The organism is Rhizobium sp. B230/85, from assembly GCF_019355735.1.
Classification (GTDB): domain Bacteria; phylum Pseudomonadota; class Alphaproteobacteria; order Rhizobiales; family Rhizobiaceae; genus Rhizobium; species Rhizobium rhododendri.
On the sequence record NZ_CP072156.1, the window covers coordinates 1,871,438 to 1,891,423 of the forward strand.

Here is a 19,986-nt window from a genome sequence, read left to right on the forward strand (position 1 = left end):
GGTTCTCGGAAACGCCGAAGCGTATGAATGCGTCGCGTCGACCCGTGGTCGGCTTACAGTCCACACGCTAAACGCAAACGCTGCTCGCGGCGACGTTGCCAATCTGTATAGATCTGTTGGACGTATGAACATGCGACTGTCATGCATCGAAACACGTCTCGAAATAATCGACGAACCGGCGGAATAAGCACATGCTGAACGATCAGGATCGCATCTTCACAAACATCTACGGCCTTCGCGACAAGTCGCTGAAGGGCGCCATGAGCCGTGGCCACTGGGACGGCACCAAACAGATCCTCGAAAAGGGTCGCGACTGGATCATCAACGAGATGAAAGCCTCCGGCCTGCGCGGTCGTGGCGGCGCCGGCTTCCCGACCGGCCTTAAATGGTCGTTCATGCCGAAGGAAAACGACGGACGCCCGCACTACCTCGTCGTCAACGCCGACGAATCGGAGCCGGGCACCTGCAAGGACCGCGACATCCTGCGCCACGATCCGCACACGCTGATCGAAGGCTGCGTCATAGCCTCCTTCGCCATGGGCGCCAACCACGCCTACATCTACGTGCGCGGCGAATACATCCGCGAGCGCGAGGCGCTTCAGGCGGCGATCGACGAATGCTATGATGCCGGCCTGCTCGGCAAGAATAACAAGCTCGGCTACGACATCGACATCATCGTCCATCACGGCGCCGGCGCCTACATCTGCGGCGAGGAAACCGCGCTGCTCGAAAGCCTCGAGGGCAAGAAGGGCCAGCCGCGCCTGAAGCCGCCGTTCCCGGCCAATATGGGCCTCTACGGCTGCCCGACGACGGTCAACAACGTCGAGTCAATCGCCGTTGCGCCGACCATCCTGCGCCGTGGCGCTGCATGGTTCTCCGGCATAGGTCGCCCGAACAACGTCGGCACCAAGCTTTTCATGCTGTCCGGTCACGTCAATAAGCCGGTCACCGTTGAAGAAAGCATGGGGATCACCTTCCGCGAGCTCGTAGAAAAGCATGCCGGTGGCATCCGCGGCGGCTGGGACAATCTGCTGGCGGTCATTCCCGGCGGCGCATCCTGCCCGATCGTTCCTGCCAAGGACATGATCGACGGCATTATGGATTTCGACGGCATGCGGGCCGCAGGTTCGTCCTTCGGTACCGGCGCCTCTATCGTCATGGACAAGTCCACCGACGTCATCAGGGCGATTGCCCGCATCTCGGCCTTCTTCAAGCACGAGAGCTGCGGCCAGTGCACGCCGTGCCGCGAAGGTACCGGCTGGATGTGGCGGGTGCTCGAGCGCATGGCGAAGGGCAATGCCCAGAAGCGCGAGATCGACATGCTTCTGCAGGTCACCAAGCAGATCGAAGGCCACACGATCTGCGCACTTGGCGACGCGGCATCATGGCCAGTGCAGGGCCTGATCCGGCATTTCCGTCCCGAGATCGAAAAGCGTATCGACCAGTACAGTGCCAACGCGCTGGACCACGGCGCCGTACTCGAGGCGGCGGAATAGGAATAACGGTAATGGCGACGCACGAATAGGCGCCGCCCTCCGACTGTTGCGGGGCAGCGAAAGCGGTGACCCGACGAGATGGCGACAGATACGCGGTTGACCCGGGCAACTGTCGGTAGAATGAAGGAAGCAGCCGTGTTGCGGATCGTCTCCGTTGATTCGGGTGCTTGGGGGCAGCGGGCGACCGGGTGGTGGTCTCTGTAGGCGGAATGCTAGGCAATTGCATCGCGCGCGGCTTCTCGGCCGTTTGACGGCGAGGCTGTTGCGGTCATGAATTTGTTGCAGCCGGGTCCGGCGGCAAATGCGAAACAGGACTGAGTGGACGATGGCAAAACTGAAGATTGACGGCAAAGAGATCGAAGTCCCGGATCACTACACGCTCATCCAGGCGTGCGAGGAAGCCGGCGCCGAAGTTCCGCGCTTCTGTTTCCACGAACGCTTGTCAGTCGCCGGCAACTGCCGCATGTGCTTGATCGAGGTCAAGGGCGGACCGCCGAAGCCGCAGGCTTCCTGCGCTATGGGCGTGCGCGATATCAGAGGCGGCCCGAACGGCGAACTCCCGGAAATCTTCACCAACACGCCTATGGTCAAGAAGGCCCGCGAGGGCGTGATGGAATTCCTGCTCATCAACCATCCGCTGGATTGCCCGATCTGCGACCAGGGTGGCGAATGCGACCTGCAGGACCAGGCGATGGCCTTCGGCATCGACTCGTCGCGCTACCGCGAAGACAAGCGTGCGGTCGAGGACAAATATATCGGCCCGTTGGTCAAGACCGTGATGAACCGTTGCATCCACTGCACGCGCTGCGTCCGCTTCACCACCGAAGTCGGCGGCATCTCCGAGCTAGGCCTCATCGGCCGTGGCGAGGATGCAGAAATCACCACCTATCTCGAGCAGGCAATGACCTCCGAGCTGCAGGGCAATGTCGTGGACCTCTGCCCGGTCGGCGCGCTGACATCAAAGCCATTCGCCTTCACGGCCCGTCCGTGGGAACTCAACAAGACCGAATCGATCGACGTCATGGACGCGCTCGGTTCCGCCATCCGCGTCGATACCCGTGGTCGCGAAGTCATGCGCATCCTGCCGCGCACCAACGATGCTATCAACGAGGAATGGATCTCCGACAAGAGCCGGTACATCTGGGACGGCCTGAAGACGCAGCGTCTCGACAAGCCCTATGTCCGTCGCGACGGTCGCCTGCAGGTCGCTACCTGGGCGGAAGCCTTTGCCGCGATCAAGTCGGCAGTCGCCTCCACGTCGGGCGACAAGATCGGCGCAATCGCCGGCGATCTCGCCTCGGTCGAGGAAATGTACGCCCTTTCCGAACTGATGAAGGCGCTCGGGTCTGAAAACCTCGACTGTCGCCAGGATGGGGCGGCATTCGATCCGTCGCTTGGTCGCGCCAGCTATGTCTTCAATCCGACCATCGAGGGCATCGAGGCGGCAGACGCGCTGCTCATCGTCGGCGCCAACCCGCGTTATGAGGCTGCTGTCCTCAACGCGCGTATCCGCAAGCGCTGGCGTCGAGGCAAGTTCCCGATCGGCGTGATCGGTGAAGGCGGCGAGATGCGTTACAAGTACGATTATCTCGGTGCAGGTCCGGATACGCTGCTGGACGTCGTCAACGGCGGCCACGCTTTTGCAGAGATCCTGAAGAATGCCGAACGCCCGATGATCATCGTCGGATCCGGCGCGTTCATCCGCGAAGATGCAGCTGACATCGTTGCAAACGTCGCTAAGCTTGCCGTCGGAGTTGGTGCAGTCACCGAGGGCTGGAACGGGCTTGCCGTTCTGCACACGGTTGCCTCCCGCGTCGGTGGCCTCGATCTCGGCTTTGTGCCGGGTGAGAAGGGCGTCAACGCGGCCGCCATGCTGACGGCGATGGATGTTCTGTTCCTACTCGGCGCCGACGAGATGGATTTCTCGGCCAAGACCGCCAAGTTCACCGTCTACATCGGGTCGCATGGCGACCAGGGTGCCCACACCGCCGACGTCATCCTGCCCGGCGCGACCTATACCGAGAAGTCGGGTATCTGGGTCAATACCGAGGGCCGTGTCCAGATGGGCAACCGCGCCGGCTTCGCACCGGGCGATGCGCGCGAGGATTGGGCGATCCTCCGGGCTCTCTCCGACGTCCTCGGAAAGAAGCTGCCATTTGATTCGCTGAGCCAGTTGCGGTCGAAACTCTACGCTGCATTCCCGCATTTCGCTGAGATCGACGAGATCGCCGTGGCTGACAGTGCCAGAATTGTCGCTTTGTCGAAGAAAGCCGGGAAGATGGGCAAATCCGCGTTTGCGTCGCCGATCAAAGACTTCTATTTGACGAACCCGATAGCCCGCGCCTCCGCTGTTATGGCGGAGTGCTCGGCATTGGCCCGCAACAACTTCCAGGCTGCGGCAGAGTAAGGGTAGGGGACGATGGATTCATTCTTCATGGCCTACGTCTGGCCGACGATCATCATGGTTGGACAGTCGCTCCTGCTGCTCGTCTGCCTGCTGGTCTTCATCGCCTTCATCCTGCTTGCCGACCGCAAGATCTGGGCCGCAGTGCAACTGCGTCGCGGCCCCAACGTCGTCGGTCCTTTCGGCCTGTTTCAGTCGTTTGCCGACCTTTTGAAGTTCATTTTCAAGGAGCCGCTGATCCCGGCGGGCGCCAACAAGGGCGTCTTCCTGCTGGCGCCTCTGGTTTCGGTGACGCTGGCGCTGATGACCTGGGCGGTTATTCCGCTGGCCAACGGCTGGGTCATCGCCAACATCAATGTCGGCATCCTCTACATCCTGGCGATCTCGTCTCTCGAGGTCTACGCCATCATCATGGCCGGCTGGGGATCGAACTCGAAATATCCGTTCCTCGGCGCGCTGCGTTCTGCGGCACAGATGGTCTCCTACGAAGTCTCGATCGGCCTCGTGATCGTTACCGTGCTGCTCTGCGTTGGCTCTCTCAATCTCTCCGACATCGTGCTGTCTCAGAAGATCGGCCTTGGCACCAAGATCGGCTTGCCCTCGTCCTTCCTCGACTGGCATTGGCTGTCGCTGTTCCCGATGTTCATCATCTTCTTCATCTCGGCGCTGGCCGAGACGAACCGTCCTCCCTTCGATCTTCCTGAAGCGGAGTCCGAGCTGGTGGCCGGCTACATGGTCGAGTACGGCTCGTCGATGTACATGATGTTCATGCTCGGCGAATATTGCGCCATCGTCATGATGTGCTCGCTGACGACGATCCTGTTCCTCGGCGGCTGGTTGCCTCCGCTGGATGTCTGGTTCCTGAACTGGGTTCCCGGCGTCATCTGGTTCCTGATCAAGTCGTGCCTGGTGTTCTTCATGTTCGCCATGGTCAAGGCCTTCGTTCCGCGCTACCGCTACGACCAGCTCATGCGCCTCGGCTGGAAGGTATTCCTGCCGCTGTCGCTCGCCATGGTCGTCATCGTCGCATTCGTCCTGAAGCTGACGGGATGGGCATGATCATGTCCGTCTCGCTTTCATGCAGATTTGGAGTTTAAAATGGCCGGATTATCCAACGCCATCGGCTCGCTGTTTCTGAAGGAATTCGCCGGCGCCTTCCTGCTGACGATGCGCTATTTCTTCAAGCAGAAAGCGACCATCAACTATCCCTTCGAAAAGGGACCGGTCAGCCCGCGCTTCCGGGGCGAGCATGCGTTGCGCCGCTATCCGAACGGCGAAGAGCGCTGCATCGCCTGCAAGCTGTGCGAAGCGATCTGTCCGGCGCAGGCGATCACCATCGAGGCTGGCCCGCGCCGCAACGACGGAACCCGCCGCACCGTTCGTTATGACATTGACATGGTGAAGTGCATTTATTGCGGCTTCTGCCAGGAAGCCTGCCCGGTCGACGCCATCGTCGAGGGGCCGAATTTCGAGTTTGCCACGGAAACCCGCGAAGAACTGTATTTCGACAAGCAGCGGCTTCTGGATAACGGCGATCGCTGGGAGCGCGAAATCGCTCGCAACATCGCAATCGACTCGCCCTATCGCTGAGCCGTTGCGCCTGAATATGCCATGACGGCCGGCGGCACTTTTCGCCATCGCCATGGTTCAAGATAGACCGGGGCTTCGCGTCATTGTTGCGAAGCCGGATCGGGCCGGGGGTTTTCTCCCGATTGCCCGGGGGAAGATGAAAAAGGCACCAACATGGGTCTGCAGGCTCTATTTTTCTATCTGTTCGCCTTCATCGCGGTAGCGTCGGCGTTCATGGTCATTTCGGCGCGGAACCCGGTTCACTCGGTCCTGTTCCTCATCCTGACATTCTTCAACGCGGCCGGCCTGTTCTTGCTTCTGGGTGCCGAGTTCCTGGCGATGATCCTGCTGGTCGTTTATGTCGGCGCCGTGGCGGTGTTGTTCCTTTTCGTCGTCATGATGCTCGACGTCGACTTTGCCGAACTGCGCTCCGGGCTTTTGAGCTACGCGCCGATCGGGGCGATAATCGGGATCATCCTCGCTGCCGAACTGATCGTCGTGGTCGGCGGCAGCGTCATTTCGCCTGAGATCGCCAAGACCGTGGCGATGCCCATCCCCGATCTTGCCACCCGCACGAACACCGCAGCGCTCGGCGACGTCCTCTATACAAACTACGTCTTCTTCTTCGAGATCGCCGGCCTCGTGCTGCTGGTGTCGATGATCGGCGCCATCGTGCTGACGCTGCGCCATCGGGTGAACATCAAGCGCCAGGATATTTCCAAACAGGTTGCCCGTACGCCGGCGACTGCCGTCGAGGTAGTTTCCGTCAAGCCCGGGCAGGGCATCTGAGCTGAGACGCGGGGATAAAGGAACAACACTATGGTCATCGGTCTTTCCCACTACCTGACGGTCAGCGCCATCCTCTTCGTGCTCGGCGTCTTCGGCATCTTCCTGAACCGCAAGAACGTCATCATCATCCTGATGTCGATCGAGCTGATCCTGCTTGCGGTCAACATCAACATGGTTGCCTTCTCGTCTTTCCTGAACGACATCGTCGGCCAGGTCTTCGCGCTGTTCATCCTGACCGTCGCTGCTGCTGAAGCTGCCATCGGCCTTGCAATTCTGGTGGTCTTCTACCGAAACCGCGGCTCCATCGCCGTGGAAGACGTCAATGTGATGAAGGGCTGATCGCGCTATGTTGTTGTATAAGGCAATCGTCTTTCTTCCCCTGATCGGTGCCCTGATCGTCGGCTATTTCGGCAGGCAGATGGGCGCCAAGGCGTCGGAATATCTCACATCCGGCCTGATGATCATCGTCGCCGTGCTGTCGTGGATCGTCTTCTTCCAGGTTGCCCTTGGCACCCAGGAAACGCTCGTCGTAGACCTGTTCCGCTGGATGCAGTCCGGCCGCTTCGATGTCTCCTGGCAGCTCCGCATCGACACGCTGACTGCCGTCATGTTCGTCGTGGTCAACACGGTCTCGACACTCGTGCACATATACTCGATCGGCTACATGCACGACGATCCCAACCGTCCGCGCTTCTTCGCCTATTTGTCGCTGTTCACCTTCATGATGCTCATGCTGGTGACTGCCAACAACCTGCTGCAGCTGTTCTTCGGCTGGGAAGGCGTCGGCCTGGCATCCTACCTGCTGATCGGCTTCTGGTTCCAGAAGCCTTCGGCGAACGCCGCCGCCATCAAGGCTTTCGTCGTCAACCGCATCGGCGACTTCGGCTTCCTGCTCGGCATCGCCGGCGTCTTCGTGCTGTTCGGCTCGGTCAGCTTCGACGTGATCTTCTCGAACGCCCAGTCCTTTGCTGCAAATAGCCGCGCCGATCAGGTCGTGCTCAGCTTCCTCGGCATGCACCTCAATCACACCAATGCCCTGACCGCCGTCTGCCTGCTGCTGTTCATGGGTGCCATGGGCAAGTCGGCGCAGTTCCTGCTGCACACCTGGCTGCCGGATGCCATGGAAGGCCCGACACCGGTGTCGGCGCTGATCCATGCCGCGACCATGGTGACGGCCGGTGTCTTCCTCGTCGCCCGCATGTCTCCGTTGTTCGAACTGTCGCCGGATGCGCTGGTCGTCGTCACCACCATCGGCGCCATCACCGCGTTCTTCGCGGCAACCGTCGGCCTGGTCCAGAACGACATCAAGCGCGTCATCGCCTATTCAACCTGTTCGCAGCTCGGCTACATGTTCGTGGCGCTGGGCGTCGGCGCCTATGGCCCGGCGATCTTTCACCTCTTCACCCACGCCTTCTTCAAGGCGCTGCTGTTCCTCTGCGCCGGCTCTGTCATCCACTCCGTCGGCGGCGAGCAGGACATGCGCAAGATGGGCGGCCTGCGTCCGCATATCCAGAAGACCTTCTGGATGATGATCGTCGGCACGCTGGCAATCACCGGCTTCGGCATTCCGTTCACCTCGATCGGCTTTGCCGGCTTCTTCTCCAAGGATGCCATAATCGAGGCCTCCTTCGCCTCGAACAGCCCGGTCGCAGGCTTCGCCTTCACGCTGCTGGTCATTGCCGCGCTGTTCACCAGCTTCTACTCCTGGCGCCTGATCTTCCTCACCTTCTTCGGCAAGCCACGCGCCTCGCACGAGGTCATGCACCATGTGCATGAATCTCCGAACGTCATGCTGGTGCCGCTCTACGTGCTGGGCCTTGGCGCACTTGCCGCCGGTTTCCTGTTCCATACGGAGTTCGTCGGCGAAGGTTTCGAACATTTCTGGAAGGGTGCCCTGTTCATGGCGCCGTCCAACCATATCCTGGAAGAAATGGAGCACCTGCCCACCTGGGTCGAGCTCAGCCCGTTCATCGCCATGGTCATCGGCTTCGTGCTGGCCTGGTACATGTATATCAAGTCGCCCGAGACCCCGAAGGCGCTGGCGCGCCAGCAGCGCGTGCTCTACCAGTTCCTGCTCAACAAGTGGTACTTCGACGAACTCTACGACTTTCTGTTCGTCCGGTCCTCCAAGGCGCTCGGCCGCTTCCTGTGGCACGGCGTCGATGAAGGCACGATCGATCGGTTCGGCCCGAACGGTGTTGCCGCCCGTGTCGTCGACCTTGCCAACCAGGTCGTTCGCCTGCAGACCGGCTACCTCTACCACTATGCCTTCGCGATGCTGCTCGGCGTTGCAGCCCTCGTTACCTGGATGATGCTCGGGAGTTCTATCTGATGACCGATTGGCCAATTCTTTCCACGGTCATTTTCCTGCCGCTGGTCGGCTGCCTGCTGTTGTTGTTCATGCGTGACGACACACCCGCCGGCCGCCAGAACATCATGATCATCTCGCTCGTGACGACGCTCGTCACCTTCGTGGTCTCACTCTTCGTCTGGATCGGCTTCGACAACGGCAACGCCGGCTTCCAGATGGTCGAGAAATACAACTGGCTTGCCCGCGGCATCTCCTATCATGTCGGTGTCGATGGCATTTCCATGCTGTTCATCGTGCTGTCGACCTTCCTGATGCCGTTCGGCGTGCTGACCTCATGGAATGCGATCACCTACCGCGTCCGCGACTACATGATCGCCTTTCTGGTGCTCGAAACGGTCATCCTCGGCGTGTTCGCGTCGCTCGATATCGTGCTGTTCTACGTATTCTTCGAGGCCAGCCTGATCCCGATGTTCCTGATCATCGGCGTATGGGGTGGCCCACGGCGCATCTATGCCTCGTTCAAGTTCTTCCTTTATACGCTGCTCGGCTCGATCTTCATGCTGGTCGCGATCATCGTCGTCTACAACGAGGTCGGCTCGACGGCGATTCCGGACATCCTGGCGCATCACTATACGGAGCGAATGCAGTTCTGGTTGTGGCTGGCGTTCTTTGTTTCCTTCGCGGTGAAAGTGCCGATGTGGCCGTTCCACACGTGGCTCCCCGACGCCCACGTCGAGGCGCCGACGGCAGGCTCGGTCGACCTTGCGGCGCTGCTTCTGAAGTTCGGCGGCTACGGCTTCCTGCGCTTCTCGCTGCCGATGTTCCCGGATGCCTCTGCCTATTTCGCGCCGATGATGATGGTGCTCTCGGTCATCGCCATCATTTACGCGTCCTACGTGGCCCTGATGCAGACGGACATCAAGAAGATGATCGCCTACTCCTCGGTCGCCCACATGGGCTACGTGACGATGGGTATCTTCGCGGTCAATCAGCACGGCATCCACGGCGCCCTGTTCCAGATGCTGTCGCACGGTCTTATCTCTGGCGCGCTGTTCCTTTGCGTCGGCGTTATCTATGAGCGCATGCACACCCGCGACATCACCGCCTATGGCGGTATCGTCAGCACCATGCCGAAATACGCAGTGGCGTTCATGTTCTTCACCATGGCCAATGTCGGTCTGCCCGGCACGTCCGGTTTCGTCGGCGAGTTGCTGACTACGATCGGCGTCTTCCGCATCAGCACCTGGACAGCGTTCTTTGCCGCTACCGGCGTTATCCTGTCGGCTGCCTATATGCTCTGGCTCTATCGCCGAATGATCTTCGGCGCGGTCACCAACCCGAAGATCAAGGACCTCCTCGACATCTCGATCCGGGAAAAGTTCATCGTCTATCCGATGATCCTGGTGACGCTGTTCTTCGGGATTTATCCGCAGCCTGTTTTCGACGTCTCCGCTGCGTCTGTCGACTTGCTGATACATAACTACAATGCTGCGCTGCACGTCACGCCGCTTGCACCACAGCCGAAGTAAGAACGGGACGTATTGACATGATCGCGGAAACAATTTCAGCTAGTCTTTATCTCTCCGTCCCGGAGATCATCCTTGCTATCGGCGCGCTGGTGCTGCTGATGGTCGGCGTGTTCGCAGGTGAACGCTCGGGGCGGCTGGTCACTGGACTTGCCATTCTGGTGCTCACCGCCGCAGCGCTGTGGATCCTGTTCGTCCAGGGCACCGGCTCAGCCTATGGCGGTGCCTACGTCGCCGATGGCTACGCGCGCTTCATGAAGATCACGGCGCTGGTGGGCTCTGGCGTCGCCATGTTCATGGTGATGGGCGAGGGCAGCGACGAGCAGCTCGACCGCTTCGAATATCCGGTCCTGCTGCTGCTGGCGACGCTGGGCATAGTCCTGATGATCTCGGCCCACGACCTGATTTCGCTCTACCTTTCGTTGGAACTGCAGTCGCTGGCACTTTACGTGGTCTGCGCCATCAATCGAGACAGCCTGCGCTCGACGGAAGCCGGCCTCAAATATTTCGTCCTCGGCGCCCTTTCGTCCGGCATGCTGCTTTACGGCATGTCTTTGGTCTACGGCTTCACCGGCCACACGACGTTCGATGGCATCGCCACGGCGTTGGCCGGCGGACGCTCGCTCGGTCTGGTGTTCGGCCTGGTCTTCGTGATCGCCGGTCTCGCCTTCAAGATCTCGGCCGTGCCGTTCCATATGTGGACGCCCGATGTATACGAAGGTGCACCCACCGGCGTAACCGCATTTCTGTCAGGCGCACCCAAGGTTGCCGCCATGGCGCTGCTGGTGCGTATCACCACCACTGCTTTCCACCCTGTCATCGGCGACTGGCAGCAGATCATCATCTTCGTCGCAATCGCCTCGATGCTGCTCGGTTCCTTTGCCGCTGTCGGCCAGCCAAACATCAAGCGGCTGATGGCCTATTCGTCGATCGCCAACATGGGCTATGCACTGGTCGGCCTTGCCGCCGCAAATGCACACGGCGTGTCGAGCGTGATGATGTATATGCTGATATACATGATCATGACGCTTGGCGCTTTCGCTTGCATCATGGCCATGCGCCTTAAGGACGGAACACGCGTCGAGAAGGTTAGCGATCTCGCCGGCCTGTCGGTGACCAATCCTTTCATGGCATTCGTGCTCACGATCCAGATGTTTTCCATGGCCGGCATTCCGCCCATGGCTGGCTTCTTTGCTAAGTATTTCGTCTTCACGGCGGCCGTCGAAGCAAAGCTCTATGCCCTGTCGGTCATCGGCCTGATGGCCTCGGTCGTCGGTGCCTACTACTATCTGCGCGTCGTCCGCGTCATGTGGTTCGACAAGGCGACTGTCGAGTTTGCGCGGGTTCCCGGCACGCTGCGCATCGTCTTCGGCGCTTCATGCATCTTCGTGCTCGCCTATGCCTTCTTCGGCGGCGCGCTTGGCACGGCGGCAGACGTCGCGGCCACGACGCTGTTTTGACGGCGGCGGATACAGGACGTCGGCGGGAGGTCGACTATCGGCACGTGGCGCTTGGCGAGACGATCTCTACCAACAGCGAGTGCTTGTCGCGGGCACGGGCCGGCGACAGCGGCAATCTCTGGGTCACGGCTTCAAGGCAGACAGGTGGGCGCGGGCGTCGTGGCCGTGCCTGGGCGTCCGAGCCTGGCAATCTCTATTCTTCCCTTCTGCTCATAGATCTCGCGCCGATGGAGCGGATTGGGTCGCTTCCTCTGGCAGTCGCGGTTGCGGTCCAGGAGGCAGTGCGATCGGTGATGCCAGCCGGCGGTAACCCGGTCGAAGTCAAATGGCCGAACGATGTCCTCATCGGCCGCAAAAAGACCAGCGGCATCCTGATCGAGGGCGAGGCGCTGTCTGACGGCCGCTACGCACTTGTCATAGGCATCGGCATAAATGTTGCGGTCATGCCCGACAACCCGCTATACCCGGTGACTTCGCTTGCCGAGCAAGGTGCTGCAGTTTCACCGGAAGAGTTGTTTGCGCACCTCTATGCGGCGATGGCAGAGGCTTTGAAGGAATGGAACGGCGGCCACGGTGTGGCGGAAACGGTGGCGCGTTGGCGAAGGGTCGCCTGCGGCATCGGTGAGAAGATAACGGTAAACCTGCCTGACCGGTCGATTTCCGGCCATTTCGCAGGGATAGATGATAGTGGCTTGCTCAAGCTCGATACCGGCGATGGCCGGCTGATGACGATCGCCGCAGGCGACGTCTTTTTCGGATAATGGATTAAAGAACAGAATGGCTAATCAAGACGAACTGGTGTTCCTGCCGCTGGGCGGCGTTGGCGAGATCGGTATGAATCTCGCGCTCTACGGCTACGGCCCCAAGGACCATCGTCAATGGATCATGGTCGATTGCGGCGTGACTTTCCCCGGTCCGGACCTGCCGGGCGTCGATCTCGTGCTGCCTGACATCCGTTTCCTCGCCAAGGAACGCAAGAACCTCAAGGCGATCATCATCACCCACGCCCACGAGGACCACTACGGCGCCCTCAACGATCTGTGGCCCGGCCTGAATGTCCCGGTCTACGCCTCCGGGTTCACCGCCGGCCTGCTGGAAGCCAAGCGCAACTATGAGCGCAACACAATGGGCCAGATCCCGATCACGCCGTTCAAGGCCGGCGACCGGGTGAATATCGGTCCGTTCGAAGTCGAGGCTATCGGCGTGAACCATTCCATTCCCGAGCCGATGTCGCTGGTCATCCGTACGCCGCTCGGCAATGTCGTCCACACCGGCGACTGGAAGATTGACCACGAGCCGTCGCTTGGACCTTTCACCGATGAAGCCCGCTTCCGCCAGGTTGGCGACGAGGGCGTTCTGGCGCTGCTCTGCGATTCTACCAACGCCATGCGCGACGGCGTTTCCCCTTCCGAAAGATCCGTGTCCGAAAGTCTCGGCAGGATCATCGCCAGCGCCGAAGGCCGCGTGGCGATCACCACCTTCTCCTCGAACGTCGGTCGTATCCGCACCGTCGCCCAGGCTGCGGAAGCAGCCGGACGCGAGATCCTGCTGCTTGGTTCGTCGCTGAAGCGCGTCGTCGAGGTTGCCCGCGACAATGGCCTGATGGAGGGCATTAAGCCATTCATCGCCGAAGACGAGTATGGCTACATCCCGCGCGACAAGGTCGTCATCATCCTGACCGGTAGTCAGGGCGAGCAGCGCGCGGCACTCGCCAAGCTCTCCCGCGACGAGATGCGCAACGTCGCGCTGTCGTCCGGCGACATCGTCGTGTTTTCGTCGCGCGCCATTCCCGGCAACGAAAAGGCCATTGGCGATATCAAGAACGGCCTGATCGAGCAGGGCATCCAGATCATCACCGACAACGATGCCCTCGTGCACGTCTCCGGCCATCCCCGCCGCAACGAATTGCAGCAGATGTACCAGTGGGTTCGCCCACAGGTGCTCGTGCCTGTGCACGGCGAGGCCGCCCATCTCGTCGCCCAGAAACTGCTCGGCGAGCAGTCCGGTATTCCGCTCGTGCCGAAGGTTCGCAACGGCGACATTCTGCGCCTGGCGCCAGGTCCCGTCGAAGTCATCGGCGAAGCGCCGCACGGCCGTATTTTCAAGGACGGCACGCTGATCGGCGACTACGATGAAATGGGCATCGGCGACCGCAAGAAGCTCTCCTTCGTTGGCCATGTCACCATCAACGTTCTGCTCGACAGCAAACTGGACATCGTCGGAGACCCCGACCTCGTTGCGATCGGCCTGCCGCAGTTCGACGTCGAGGGCGAAGAGATGGAGGACACGCTGTTCGACGCGGTCGTCAGCGCCATCGAAAGCATTCCGCGCGCTCGCCGCAAGGATATCGCCATGCTGCAGGAAGCGGTACGCCGCGCCGTTCGCTCGACAGCCAATGCCGTCTGGGGGAAGAAGCCGATCGTCACCGTCTTCATGAACAAGATCTGAGGCATCACACACGGAGGCAGCCATGCTCGGGCGGGTCAATCATATTGCCATTGCCGTTCCCGACCTGGCTGCCGCTGCCGCTGTCTACCGGGACACACTGGGGGCGGCGGTGTCTCAGCCGCAGGCGCTCGCTGACCACGGCGTGACAGTCGTCTTCGTCGAACTTCCCAATACCAAGATCGAATTGCTGGAGCCGCTCGGCACCGGTTCGCCGCTTTCGGCATTCCTTACCCGAAATCCGGATGGCGGCATGCACCATGTCTGCTACGAGGTGGACGACATCATCGCGGCCCGCGACCGGATGCTTGCCGGCGGGGCGAGGGTGCTTGGCGACGGTCAGCCGAAGATAGGCGCCCATGGCAGGCCGGTGCTCTTTCTTCATCCAAAGGATTTCATGGGCACGCTGATCGAGCTCGAACAGATCTGACAAGACGCACGCGGCAGTGCTTGGCGCCGCCCCGCGTTGCCCTTATAGTCGGAGCGGGAGAGTGTGCAGTCCGGCTTTGATTTCCGCTGGCTGCCATCTGTGGTGAGGAGCGCAGCATGATACAGCCTGTTCTATCGGCAATGGCAGTCTATTTTGTAGTGTGGTGGATCACGCTCTTCGCCATTCTGCCAATCGGCCTCCGGACGCAGGAGGAAGATAACCATGTTGTGCTCGGCACCGTGGCAAGCGCCCCAACGAAATTCAGGGCTGCAAGGGTGGTGATGCTGACGACGCTGACATCCGGTATTCTCTACGGCACGTGGTATATCTGTTCCACCTATCTGGGCCTCAGCATCGACGCCATTCCGCAGATCGTTCCGCGCTTCGAATAGTGGAATTGGATATCGCAGCGCTTTGCGCGCGATAATCGGCAGGGTTGCTGTCATCGCTGCAACCCATCCCGTGTGTCATACGCCCGTCATCTATCGGATGCATAGACGGCACTGCGCGAAGTGTAATCCGCCGCCTTGCTGTTAATATTTCGGGCTTCGTGAAAGGCCAAAAAAAAACAAGGCCAGAAGCCTTGTTTTCAAAGTATCGCGTGATCCGTAACCGTTACCGGGGCTGCGACTAAGCGCGCCTAAGATCTAATCCTCCCAAGACTTGACCGCGAGATCGACAGGAATTTAATCATCCTGCCTCTTTTGTGAGCTGAAACTAGCCCAAGGAGGGGGCTTTGTCATCTGTTTTTTTGCATATTTGTTACACCCGCGCAAATTTTTTCTGTTGACAAGTTTTTACTAAAGTCGTCAATCGTGCGTCATTTTGGCGCGGTCCGCCGAAAGGTGGGGATGGTGCATGCCGGTCCCCCGATGCGCCGTGAAGGCGGGCAAATGCGGGTTTCTTTCCGTCCGCGAAGCAGCTATGAACGCCCCCAGCGTTAACTTTTTTGCGATTCCGCCAGTAGTGGATTCGTACAACCTCTGGAATATGCGATGCGCCTGTCCCGATACTTCATGCCTATCCTCAAGGAAAATCCCAAGGAAGCGGAAATCGTCTCGCATCGACTGATGCTGCGCGCCGGCATGATCCGCCAGCAGAGCCAGGGCATCTACTCGTGGCTGCCGCTCGGCAAGCGTGTTCTCGACAAGGTCAACAACATCATTCGCGAGGAGCAAAACCGCTCCGGCGCCATCGAGCTGTCGATGCCGACGCTTCAGTCGGCCGAACTCTGGCAGGAAAGCGGACGTTACGAAGCGTATGGCAAGGAAATGCTGCGCATCAAGGACCGTCAGGACCGGCCCATGCTCTACGGCCCGACCAACGAGGAAATGATCACGGACATTTTCCGTTCGTCAGTCAAATCCTACAAGGATTTGCCCCTCAACCTCTATCACATCCAGCTGAAATTCCGCGATGAGATCCGTCCGCGCTTCGGCACCATGCGCTCGCGCGAGTTCATGATGAAGGACGCCTATTCCTTCGACCTGACCAAGGAGGGTGCCGAACATTCGTACAAGAAGATGTTCGCGGCCTACCTGCGGACGTTCGAGCGGCTTGGCCTGCGCGCCATCCCGATGCGCGCCGACACCGGCCCCATCGGCGGCGACCTCAGCCATGAGTTTATCATTCTGGCCGACACCGGCGAGTCGGAAGTCTTCAGCCACCGCGACTTTGTGAAATTCGACATCCCTGCCGAGGACACTGACTTCGACGATATCGCCGGCATCAACGCGATCTTCGAAAAGTGGACATCGGTCTACGCCGCCACTTCCGAAATGCACGATGAGGCGGCCTTCGATGCCATCCCCGATAGCGAGCGCCTGTCCGCGCGCGGTATCGAAGTTGGCCACATCTTCTATTTCGGCACCAAATACTCCGAGCCGATGAACGCCAAGGTACAGGGTCCCGATGGCAAGGAGCACCTCGTTCACATGGGCTCCTACGGCATCGGACCGACACGTCTGGTGCCTGCCATCATCGAAGCGTCGCACGATGAAAACGGAATCATCTGGCCAGCATCCGTATCTCCCTTCGATGCCATCATCATCAACATGAAGGCGGGTGACGAAGCCTGTGATTCTGCCTGCGAAAAGCTTTATTCGACGCTTACCAAGGCGGGCAGGGACATCCTCCTCGATGACCGCGACGACCGGGCCGGCACGAAATTCGCGACGGCAGACCTGATCGGCGTGCCGCTGCAGATCATCGTCGGTCCACGCTCCGTTGCGTCGGGCGAGGTGGAGGTCAAGGATCGCAAGACCGGTGCGCGCGAGACCATGACCATGGACGCTGCAATCAACCGGCTTCTGGGCTGAGCGAAGGACGACAGGGTATGGCGGTAAGCGGCGCAGCAGTGGCCAAACAGGAAAAGACGTCTGGCGCTCGCTCGCCGTCGCGTGCATTTTCTGCATTCGAACGGCTCGTTGCCTGGCGCTACCTGCGCGCCCGGCGCAAGGAAGCCTATATCTCGGTGATTGCGGGCTTTTCCTTCATTGGCATCATGCTCGGCGTCGCGACGCTGATCATCGTGATGGCGGTCATGAACGGTTTCCGCACCGAACTGATTTCCCGTATCCTCGGCCTTAACGGCCATGTCATCGTCCAGCCTATCGACACTCCGTTGAACGACTACGCGGCACTTGCCAAGAAGTTTGCGGCCGTTCCCGGCGTGACCATGGCCCTGCCGCTGGTGGAGGGCGAAACGCTCGCCTCCGGCCGGGGTGGCGTCGGTAGCGGCGCGCTGATCCGCGGTATTCGTGCCGAGGATCTTGAGAAGCTGAAGACCGTCTCCGGCAACATAAAGAACGGTGACATGGTGGGCTTTGCCGCCGGCACCGGTGTGCTGATCGGCTCGCGCATGGCGCAGCAGCTGGGTCTGGCCGCCGGCGACCAGATCACTCTCATTGCCCCCGACGGCGACGTCACGCCATTCGGCGTCAACCCGCGCGTCAAATCCTACACGGTGTCCGGTATCTTCGAGATCGGCATGTCCGAATACGATTCCTCTATCGTCTTCATGCCGCTCGAAGAGGCGCAGCTTTATTTCAACTCGCCCGGCATCGTCCAATCCATCGAGATCTTCGTCACCAAGCCCGACGATGTCGATACCATCAAGCCTTTGATTGAGGCTGCAGCCGGACGGCAGGTCTATCTCACCGACTGGCGCGCCCGCAACGAGACTTTCTTCTCGGCACTCCAGGTCGAGCGCAACGTCATGTTCATGATCCTGACGATGATCGTGCTGGTCGCGGCGCTGAACATCATCTCCGGCCTGATCATGCTAGTGAAAGACAAGGGCAGCGACATCGCCATTCTCAGGACGATGGGGGCGACATCCGGCTCCATCATGCGGATATTCTTCATGACCGGGGCAGCCATCGGTATCGTCGGCACTTTTGGTGGCGTCGCGCTCGGCGTTCTCGTTTGCATCAATATCGAATCCATTCGCAAATTTTTCTCCTGGGTATCCGGTACCGTCCTGTTCGATCCGCAGCTGTATTTCCTGAGCAAGCTGCCGGCGGAGATGAACCTCAGCGAAACTGTCACCGTCGTCGTCATGGCGCTTGGTCTGTCTTTCCTCGCCACGATCTTCCCCGCCTGGCGAGCCTCGCGGCTCGATCCGGTCCAGGCGCTGCGCTATGAATAAGGATGCCAGCATCTCCATGAAATCCAACGTCGTGCTTCAGCTGACCGGCATCGATCGCCACTATGGCGAGGGCGAGACCATGCTCTCTATCCTGAAGGACGCAGATTTCGCGCTCCATCGCGGCGAAATCGTTGCGCTCGTCGCCCCGTCCGGCACCGGCAAGTCAACGCTGCTGCACGTCGCCGGCCTGCTCGAGCAGCCGGATGCTGGCGATGTGACGATCAACGGCAATCCCTGCAACAACCTCACCGACGAGAAGCGCACGGCCATCCGTCGCAACGACATTGGCTTCGTCTACCAGTTCCACCACCTGCTGCCTGAATTCTCGGCCATCGAGAACGTCATGATGCCGCAGATGATCGCCGGACTGACGCAGAAGGAAGCCCGGGTCAGGGCAAGCCAACTGCTCGATTACATGCGCGTCGGCCATCGCGGCGAGCACCGCCCAGCCGAACTCTCCGGCGGCGAACAGCAGCGCGTCGCCATCGCCCGTGCCGTCGCCAATGCGCCACTGGTGCTTCTCGCCGACGAACCGACGGGCAATCTCGACCCCGGCACCGCCCACTACGTCTTCGATGCCCTGGAGGCGCTGGTGCGCCAATCTGGTCTGGCGGCGATGATTGCCACCCACAATCACGATCTCGCTGCCCGCATGGACCGTCGCGTTACAATCTCGGGCGGCAAGGTCGTCGAATTCTGATCGTCGTGCCGGTCAAGGCACGATGAGGCCGCCGCGATAATCGAGTTCATAGGCGGTGCGGCCGTCTACGATGATATGCTCGCGCCCGCTGAAATGGGTGCAATCACCGCTACTCTCGTCCGTGTAGCGACCGAAGTCATGGTCGAACTGCAACCCACCGAGGAACCGCTTCTCCTCGACATACAGATGCCGCAACGCTGCCTTGATGACGCAGCCTGCCTTCACTGCATCGATCAGTGCGGGCTCGATGATCTTCCCGAAATAATTCATTGCCCAGACGGGCTTGCCTGATAACCACGCCACCTCCTGGCCGGCAAAATCGGAGCCTCCAAAATAGCTGTCGAGATAACGCCACCGACCGCGCTCATAGCCGATGTCGTGAGACCCCGGACGACAGGAAGATAGTTTCGCCGCATCGGCCACATAAGTCTGCGATTTCGCCACGACGATAAAGTCATTCAGCAGCGCCGGATCCATAACTTCTCCCCCAGGATGCATTCTCAGGGTTGCATTTTCACGCGGCCATGTAAAGAACAAAATAAGAACAAAGGCATCTGACTGCAGGCGCTGTAATTGTCCCGACGCTCATTCATCGCGGATGCCACACGCGTCCATGGCGGTTTGATCCGCCCAGTCGGCAACTGCGGCTGTCCTCGCGTCGACTTTGCGTTCCTTGCCACCGCTGCTGACCTTGCCGCTGAGCACATTATAGTCGCAAGTGCCGCTGCTTTCGGGATCCAGCGTGTCGTGATGCGTGTAGGTGAAGCCGGCGACGACGAATGTCGCGTTGCGATAGGCGATCGTCAGCGTCTGCTCCCAGCGGTCGCGTCCGCCACCGCTGTTTTCCGAATGGACGGAGATCGATCCGTTGGGCAGCGCTGATATGCCCGGGTCCCGGCCGAACATACCGTCGAGACTGGTATTGCCGGATACCTTGTTCGGTGCTGCTGCGGCGAGATGTAGAAGAAGATGCTCCTTGTCGCGCAGGTAGATGTAGATGCCGATGTCGTCGCCGTCTTCCTCAGGGGCGATGAGCAGGGCGAGGTCAGCATTGCCGTCCCTGTTCCAGTCGCCGATCGCAGCTCCGATGATCTTTCCCGGCCCGATATCGCCGGCAAACGCACTCGACACGCATAAGGCGGCACTGAGCAGCGCCAAGGCCAAATTTTTCATAATCATCTCCTCCACGCACGCTCATAGCATGGCG

At 60.2% G+C, this 19,986-nt stretch carries 18 protein-coding genes; 16 read left to right on the forward strand and 2 right to left on the reverse strand.

What is annotated here, in order from left to right:
- Nucleotides 1–191: 191 nt before the first annotated feature.
- The 16 genes from nuoF (at nt 192) to J5289_RS09135 (ending at nt 18,779) form a co-directional block, all read left to right on the forward strand.
- Entirely contained in the window at nt 192–1,496 is a 1,305-nt protein-coding gene (nuoF, locus tag J5289_RS09060; protein WP_142829051.1) for an NADH-quinone oxidoreductase subunit NuoF, read from the forward strand.
- A gap of 325 nt (nt 1,497–1,821) precedes the next feature.
- Nucleotides 1,822–3,903 carry an NADH-quinone oxidoreductase subunit NuoG gene (gene nuoG / locus J5289_RS09065; protein WP_209183506.1) on the forward strand — a complete coding sequence of 694 codons (2,082 nt, stop codon included), beginning with the start codon at nt 1,822–1,824 and terminating at the stop codon, nt 3,901–3,903.
- A gap of 12 nt (nt 3,904–3,915) precedes the next feature.
- Complete coding sequence (gene nuoH / locus J5289_RS09070) at nt 3,916–4,959, forward strand: NADH-quinone oxidoreductase subunit NuoH (protein WP_209183508.1); 1,044 nt, start codon at nt 3,916–3,918, stop codon at nt 4,957–4,959.
- Between the two features lie 39 nt (nt 4,960–4,998).
- Entirely contained in the window at nt 4,999–5,490 is a 492-nt protein-coding gene (gene nuoI / locus J5289_RS09075) for an NADH-quinone oxidoreductase subunit NuoI (protein WP_111220581.1), read from the forward strand.
- Nucleotides 5,491–5,643: 153 nt separating this feature from the next.
- Nucleotides 5,644–6,258: an NADH-quinone oxidoreductase subunit J gene (locus tag J5289_RS09080; RefSeq protein ID WP_142829048.1), complete on the forward strand. Its 615-nt coding sequence runs from the start codon at nt 5,644–5,646 to the stop codon at nt 6,256–6,258.
- A 30-nt stretch (nt 6,259–6,288) separates the two neighbouring features.
- Nucleotides 6,289–6,597 (forward strand): NADH-quinone oxidoreductase subunit NuoK, encoded by a 309-nt coding sequence (gene nuoK / locus J5289_RS09085; RefSeq protein WP_004122490.1) that lies wholly within the window; start codon nt 6,289–6,291, stop codon nt 6,595–6,597.
- Between the two features lie 7 nt (nt 6,598–6,604).
- On the forward strand, nt 6,605–8,590 hold the full coding sequence (gene nuoL / locus J5289_RS09090) for an NADH-quinone oxidoreductase subunit L (RefSeq protein ID WP_209187387.1): 1,986 nt from the start codon (nt 6,605–6,607) through the stop codon (nt 8,588–8,590).
- A complete protein-coding gene (locus J5289_RS09095; protein ID WP_209206581.1) occupies nt 8,590–10,098 on the forward strand; it encodes an NADH-quinone oxidoreductase subunit M in 1,509 nt (502 codons plus the stop codon). Before nuoL ends, J5289_RS09095 begins: the two co-directional genes overlap by 1 nt.
- Before the next feature lie 17 nt (nt 10,099–10,115).
- Nucleotides 10,116–11,555, forward strand: coding sequence for an NADH-quinone oxidoreductase subunit NuoN (gene nuoN / locus J5289_RS09100; RefSeq protein WP_209183512.1), 1,440 nt, complete (start codon nt 10,116–10,118; stop codon nt 11,553–11,555).
- Nucleotides 11,552–12,316 (forward strand): biotin--[acetyl-CoA-carboxylase] ligase, encoded by a 765-nt coding sequence (locus tag J5289_RS09105; RefSeq protein WP_247750662.1) that lies wholly within the window; start codon nt 11,552–11,554, stop codon nt 12,314–12,316. The genes nuoN and J5289_RS09105 overlap by 4 nt, the downstream gene beginning before the upstream one ends.
- A gap of 16 nt (nt 12,317–12,332) precedes the next feature.
- Nucleotides 12,333–14,003 (forward strand): ribonuclease J, encoded by a 1,671-nt coding sequence (locus tag J5289_RS09110; protein WP_209187388.1) that lies wholly within the window; start codon nt 12,333–12,335, stop codon nt 14,001–14,003.
- A gap of 22 nt (nt 14,004–14,025) precedes the next feature.
- Nucleotides 14,026–14,430 (forward strand): methylmalonyl-CoA epimerase, encoded by a 405-nt coding sequence (gene mce, locus J5289_RS09115; protein WP_209183519.1) that lies wholly within the window; start codon nt 14,026–14,028, stop codon nt 14,428–14,430.
- A 116-nt stretch (nt 14,431–14,546) separates the two neighbouring features.
- On the forward strand, nt 14,547–14,822 hold the full coding sequence (locus tag J5289_RS09120) for a DUF1467 family protein (RefSeq protein ID WP_111220589.1): 276 nt from the start codon (nt 14,547–14,549) through the stop codon (nt 14,820–14,822).
- Between the two features lie 603 nt (nt 14,823–15,425).
- On the forward strand, nt 15,426–16,748 hold the full coding sequence (gene proS / locus J5289_RS09125) for a proline--tRNA ligase (protein ID WP_209183521.1): 1,323 nt from the start codon (nt 15,426–15,428) through the stop codon (nt 16,746–16,748).
- A gap of 17 nt (nt 16,749–16,765) precedes the next feature.
- Nucleotides 16,766–18,079 (forward strand): lipoprotein-releasing ABC transporter permease subunit, encoded by a 1,314-nt coding sequence (locus J5289_RS09130; RefSeq protein WP_209183523.1) that lies wholly within the window; start codon nt 16,766–16,768, stop codon nt 18,077–18,079.
- 16 nt (nt 18,080–18,095) lie between these two features.
- The gene (locus J5289_RS09135) at nt 18,096–18,779 is read left to right on the forward strand and encodes an ABC transporter ATP-binding protein (RefSeq protein ID WP_209184097.1); all 684 of its coding nucleotides are present in this window, start codon (nt 18,096–18,098) and stop codon (nt 18,777–18,779) included.
- A gap of 12 nt (nt 18,780–18,791) precedes the next feature.
- Here J5289_RS09135 and J5289_RS09140 read toward each other — a convergent pair whose 3' ends face one another.
- Both J5289_RS09140 and J5289_RS09145 read right to left on the reverse strand, forming a co-directional pair.
- Nucleotides 18,792–19,256 (reverse strand): DUF5680 domain-containing protein, encoded by a 465-nt coding sequence (locus J5289_RS09140; protein WP_209183525.1) that lies wholly within the window; start codon nt 19,254–19,256, stop codon nt 18,792–18,794.
- Between the two features lie 108 nt (nt 19,257–19,364).
- A complete protein-coding gene (locus tag J5289_RS09145) occupies nt 19,365–19,952 on the reverse strand; it encodes a hypothetical protein (protein WP_257623365.1) in 588 nt (195 codons plus the stop codon).
- Between the last annotated feature and the right edge of the window lie 34 nt (nt 19,953–19,986).

Bases quoted from the DNA above. Each gene is read 5' to 3' on its own strand.
- nuoL (WP_209187387.1), top strand. From the start codon at position 6,605: ATGTTGTTGTATAAGGCAATCGTCTTTCTTCCCCTGATCGGTGCCCTG.
- J5289_RS09080 (WP_142829048.1), top strand. From the start codon at position 5,644: ATGGGTCTGCAGGCTCTATTTTTCTATCTGTTCGCCTTCATCGCGGTA.
- nuoG (WP_209183506.1), top strand. From the start codon at position 1,822: ATGGCAAAACTGAAGATTGACGGCAAAGAGATCGAAGTCCCGGATCAC.
- J5289_RS09145 (WP_257623365.1), bottom strand. From the start codon at position 19,952: ATGAAAAATTTGGCCTTGGCGCTGCTCAGTGCCGCCTTATGCGTGTCG.
- J5289_RS09120 (WP_111220589.1), top strand. From the start codon at position 14,547: ATGATACAGCCTGTTCTATCGGCAATGGCAGTCTATTTTGTAGTGTGG.
- J5289_RS09130 (WP_209183523.1), top strand. From the start codon at position 16,766: ATGGCGGTAAGCGGCGCAGCAGTGGCCAAACAGGAAAAGACGTCTGGC.
- nuoF (WP_142829051.1), top strand. From the start codon at position 192: ATGCTGAACGATCAGGATCGCATCTTCACAAACATCTACGGCCTTCGC.
- nuoK (WP_004122490.1), top strand. From the start codon at position 6,289: ATGGTCATCGGTCTTTCCCACTACCTGACGGTCAGCGCCATCCTCTTC.
- nuoN (WP_209183512.1), top strand. From the start codon at position 10,116: ATGATCGCGGAAACAATTTCAGCTAGTCTTTATCTCTCCGTCCCGGAG.
- J5289_RS09140 (WP_209183525.1), bottom strand. From the start codon at position 19,256: ATGGATCCGGCGCTGCTGAATGACTTTATCGTCGTGGCGAAATCGCAG.
- mce (WP_209183519.1), top strand. From the start codon at position 14,026: ATGCTCGGGCGGGTCAATCATATTGCCATTGCCGTTCCCGACCTGGCT.
- J5289_RS09095 (WP_209206581.1), top strand. From the start codon at position 8,590: ATGACCGATTGGCCAATTCTTTCCACGGTCATTTTCCTGCCGCTGGTC.
- J5289_RS09110 (WP_209187388.1), top strand. From the start codon at position 12,333: ATGGCTAATCAAGACGAACTGGTGTTCCTGCCGCTGGGCGGCGTTGGC.
- nuoH (WP_209183508.1), top strand. From the start codon at position 3,916: ATGGATTCATTCTTCATGGCCTACGTCTGGCCGACGATCATCATGGTT.
- proS (WP_209183521.1), top strand. From the start codon at position 15,426: ATGCGCCTGTCCCGATACTTCATGCCTATCCTCAAGGAAAATCCCAAG.
- J5289_RS09135 (WP_209184097.1), top strand. From the start codon at position 18,096: ATGAAATCCAACGTCGTGCTTCAGCTGACCGGCATCGATCGCCACTAT.
- nuoI (WP_111220581.1), top strand. From the start codon at position 4,999: ATGGCCGGATTATCCAACGCCATCGGCTCGCTGTTTCTGAAGGAATTC.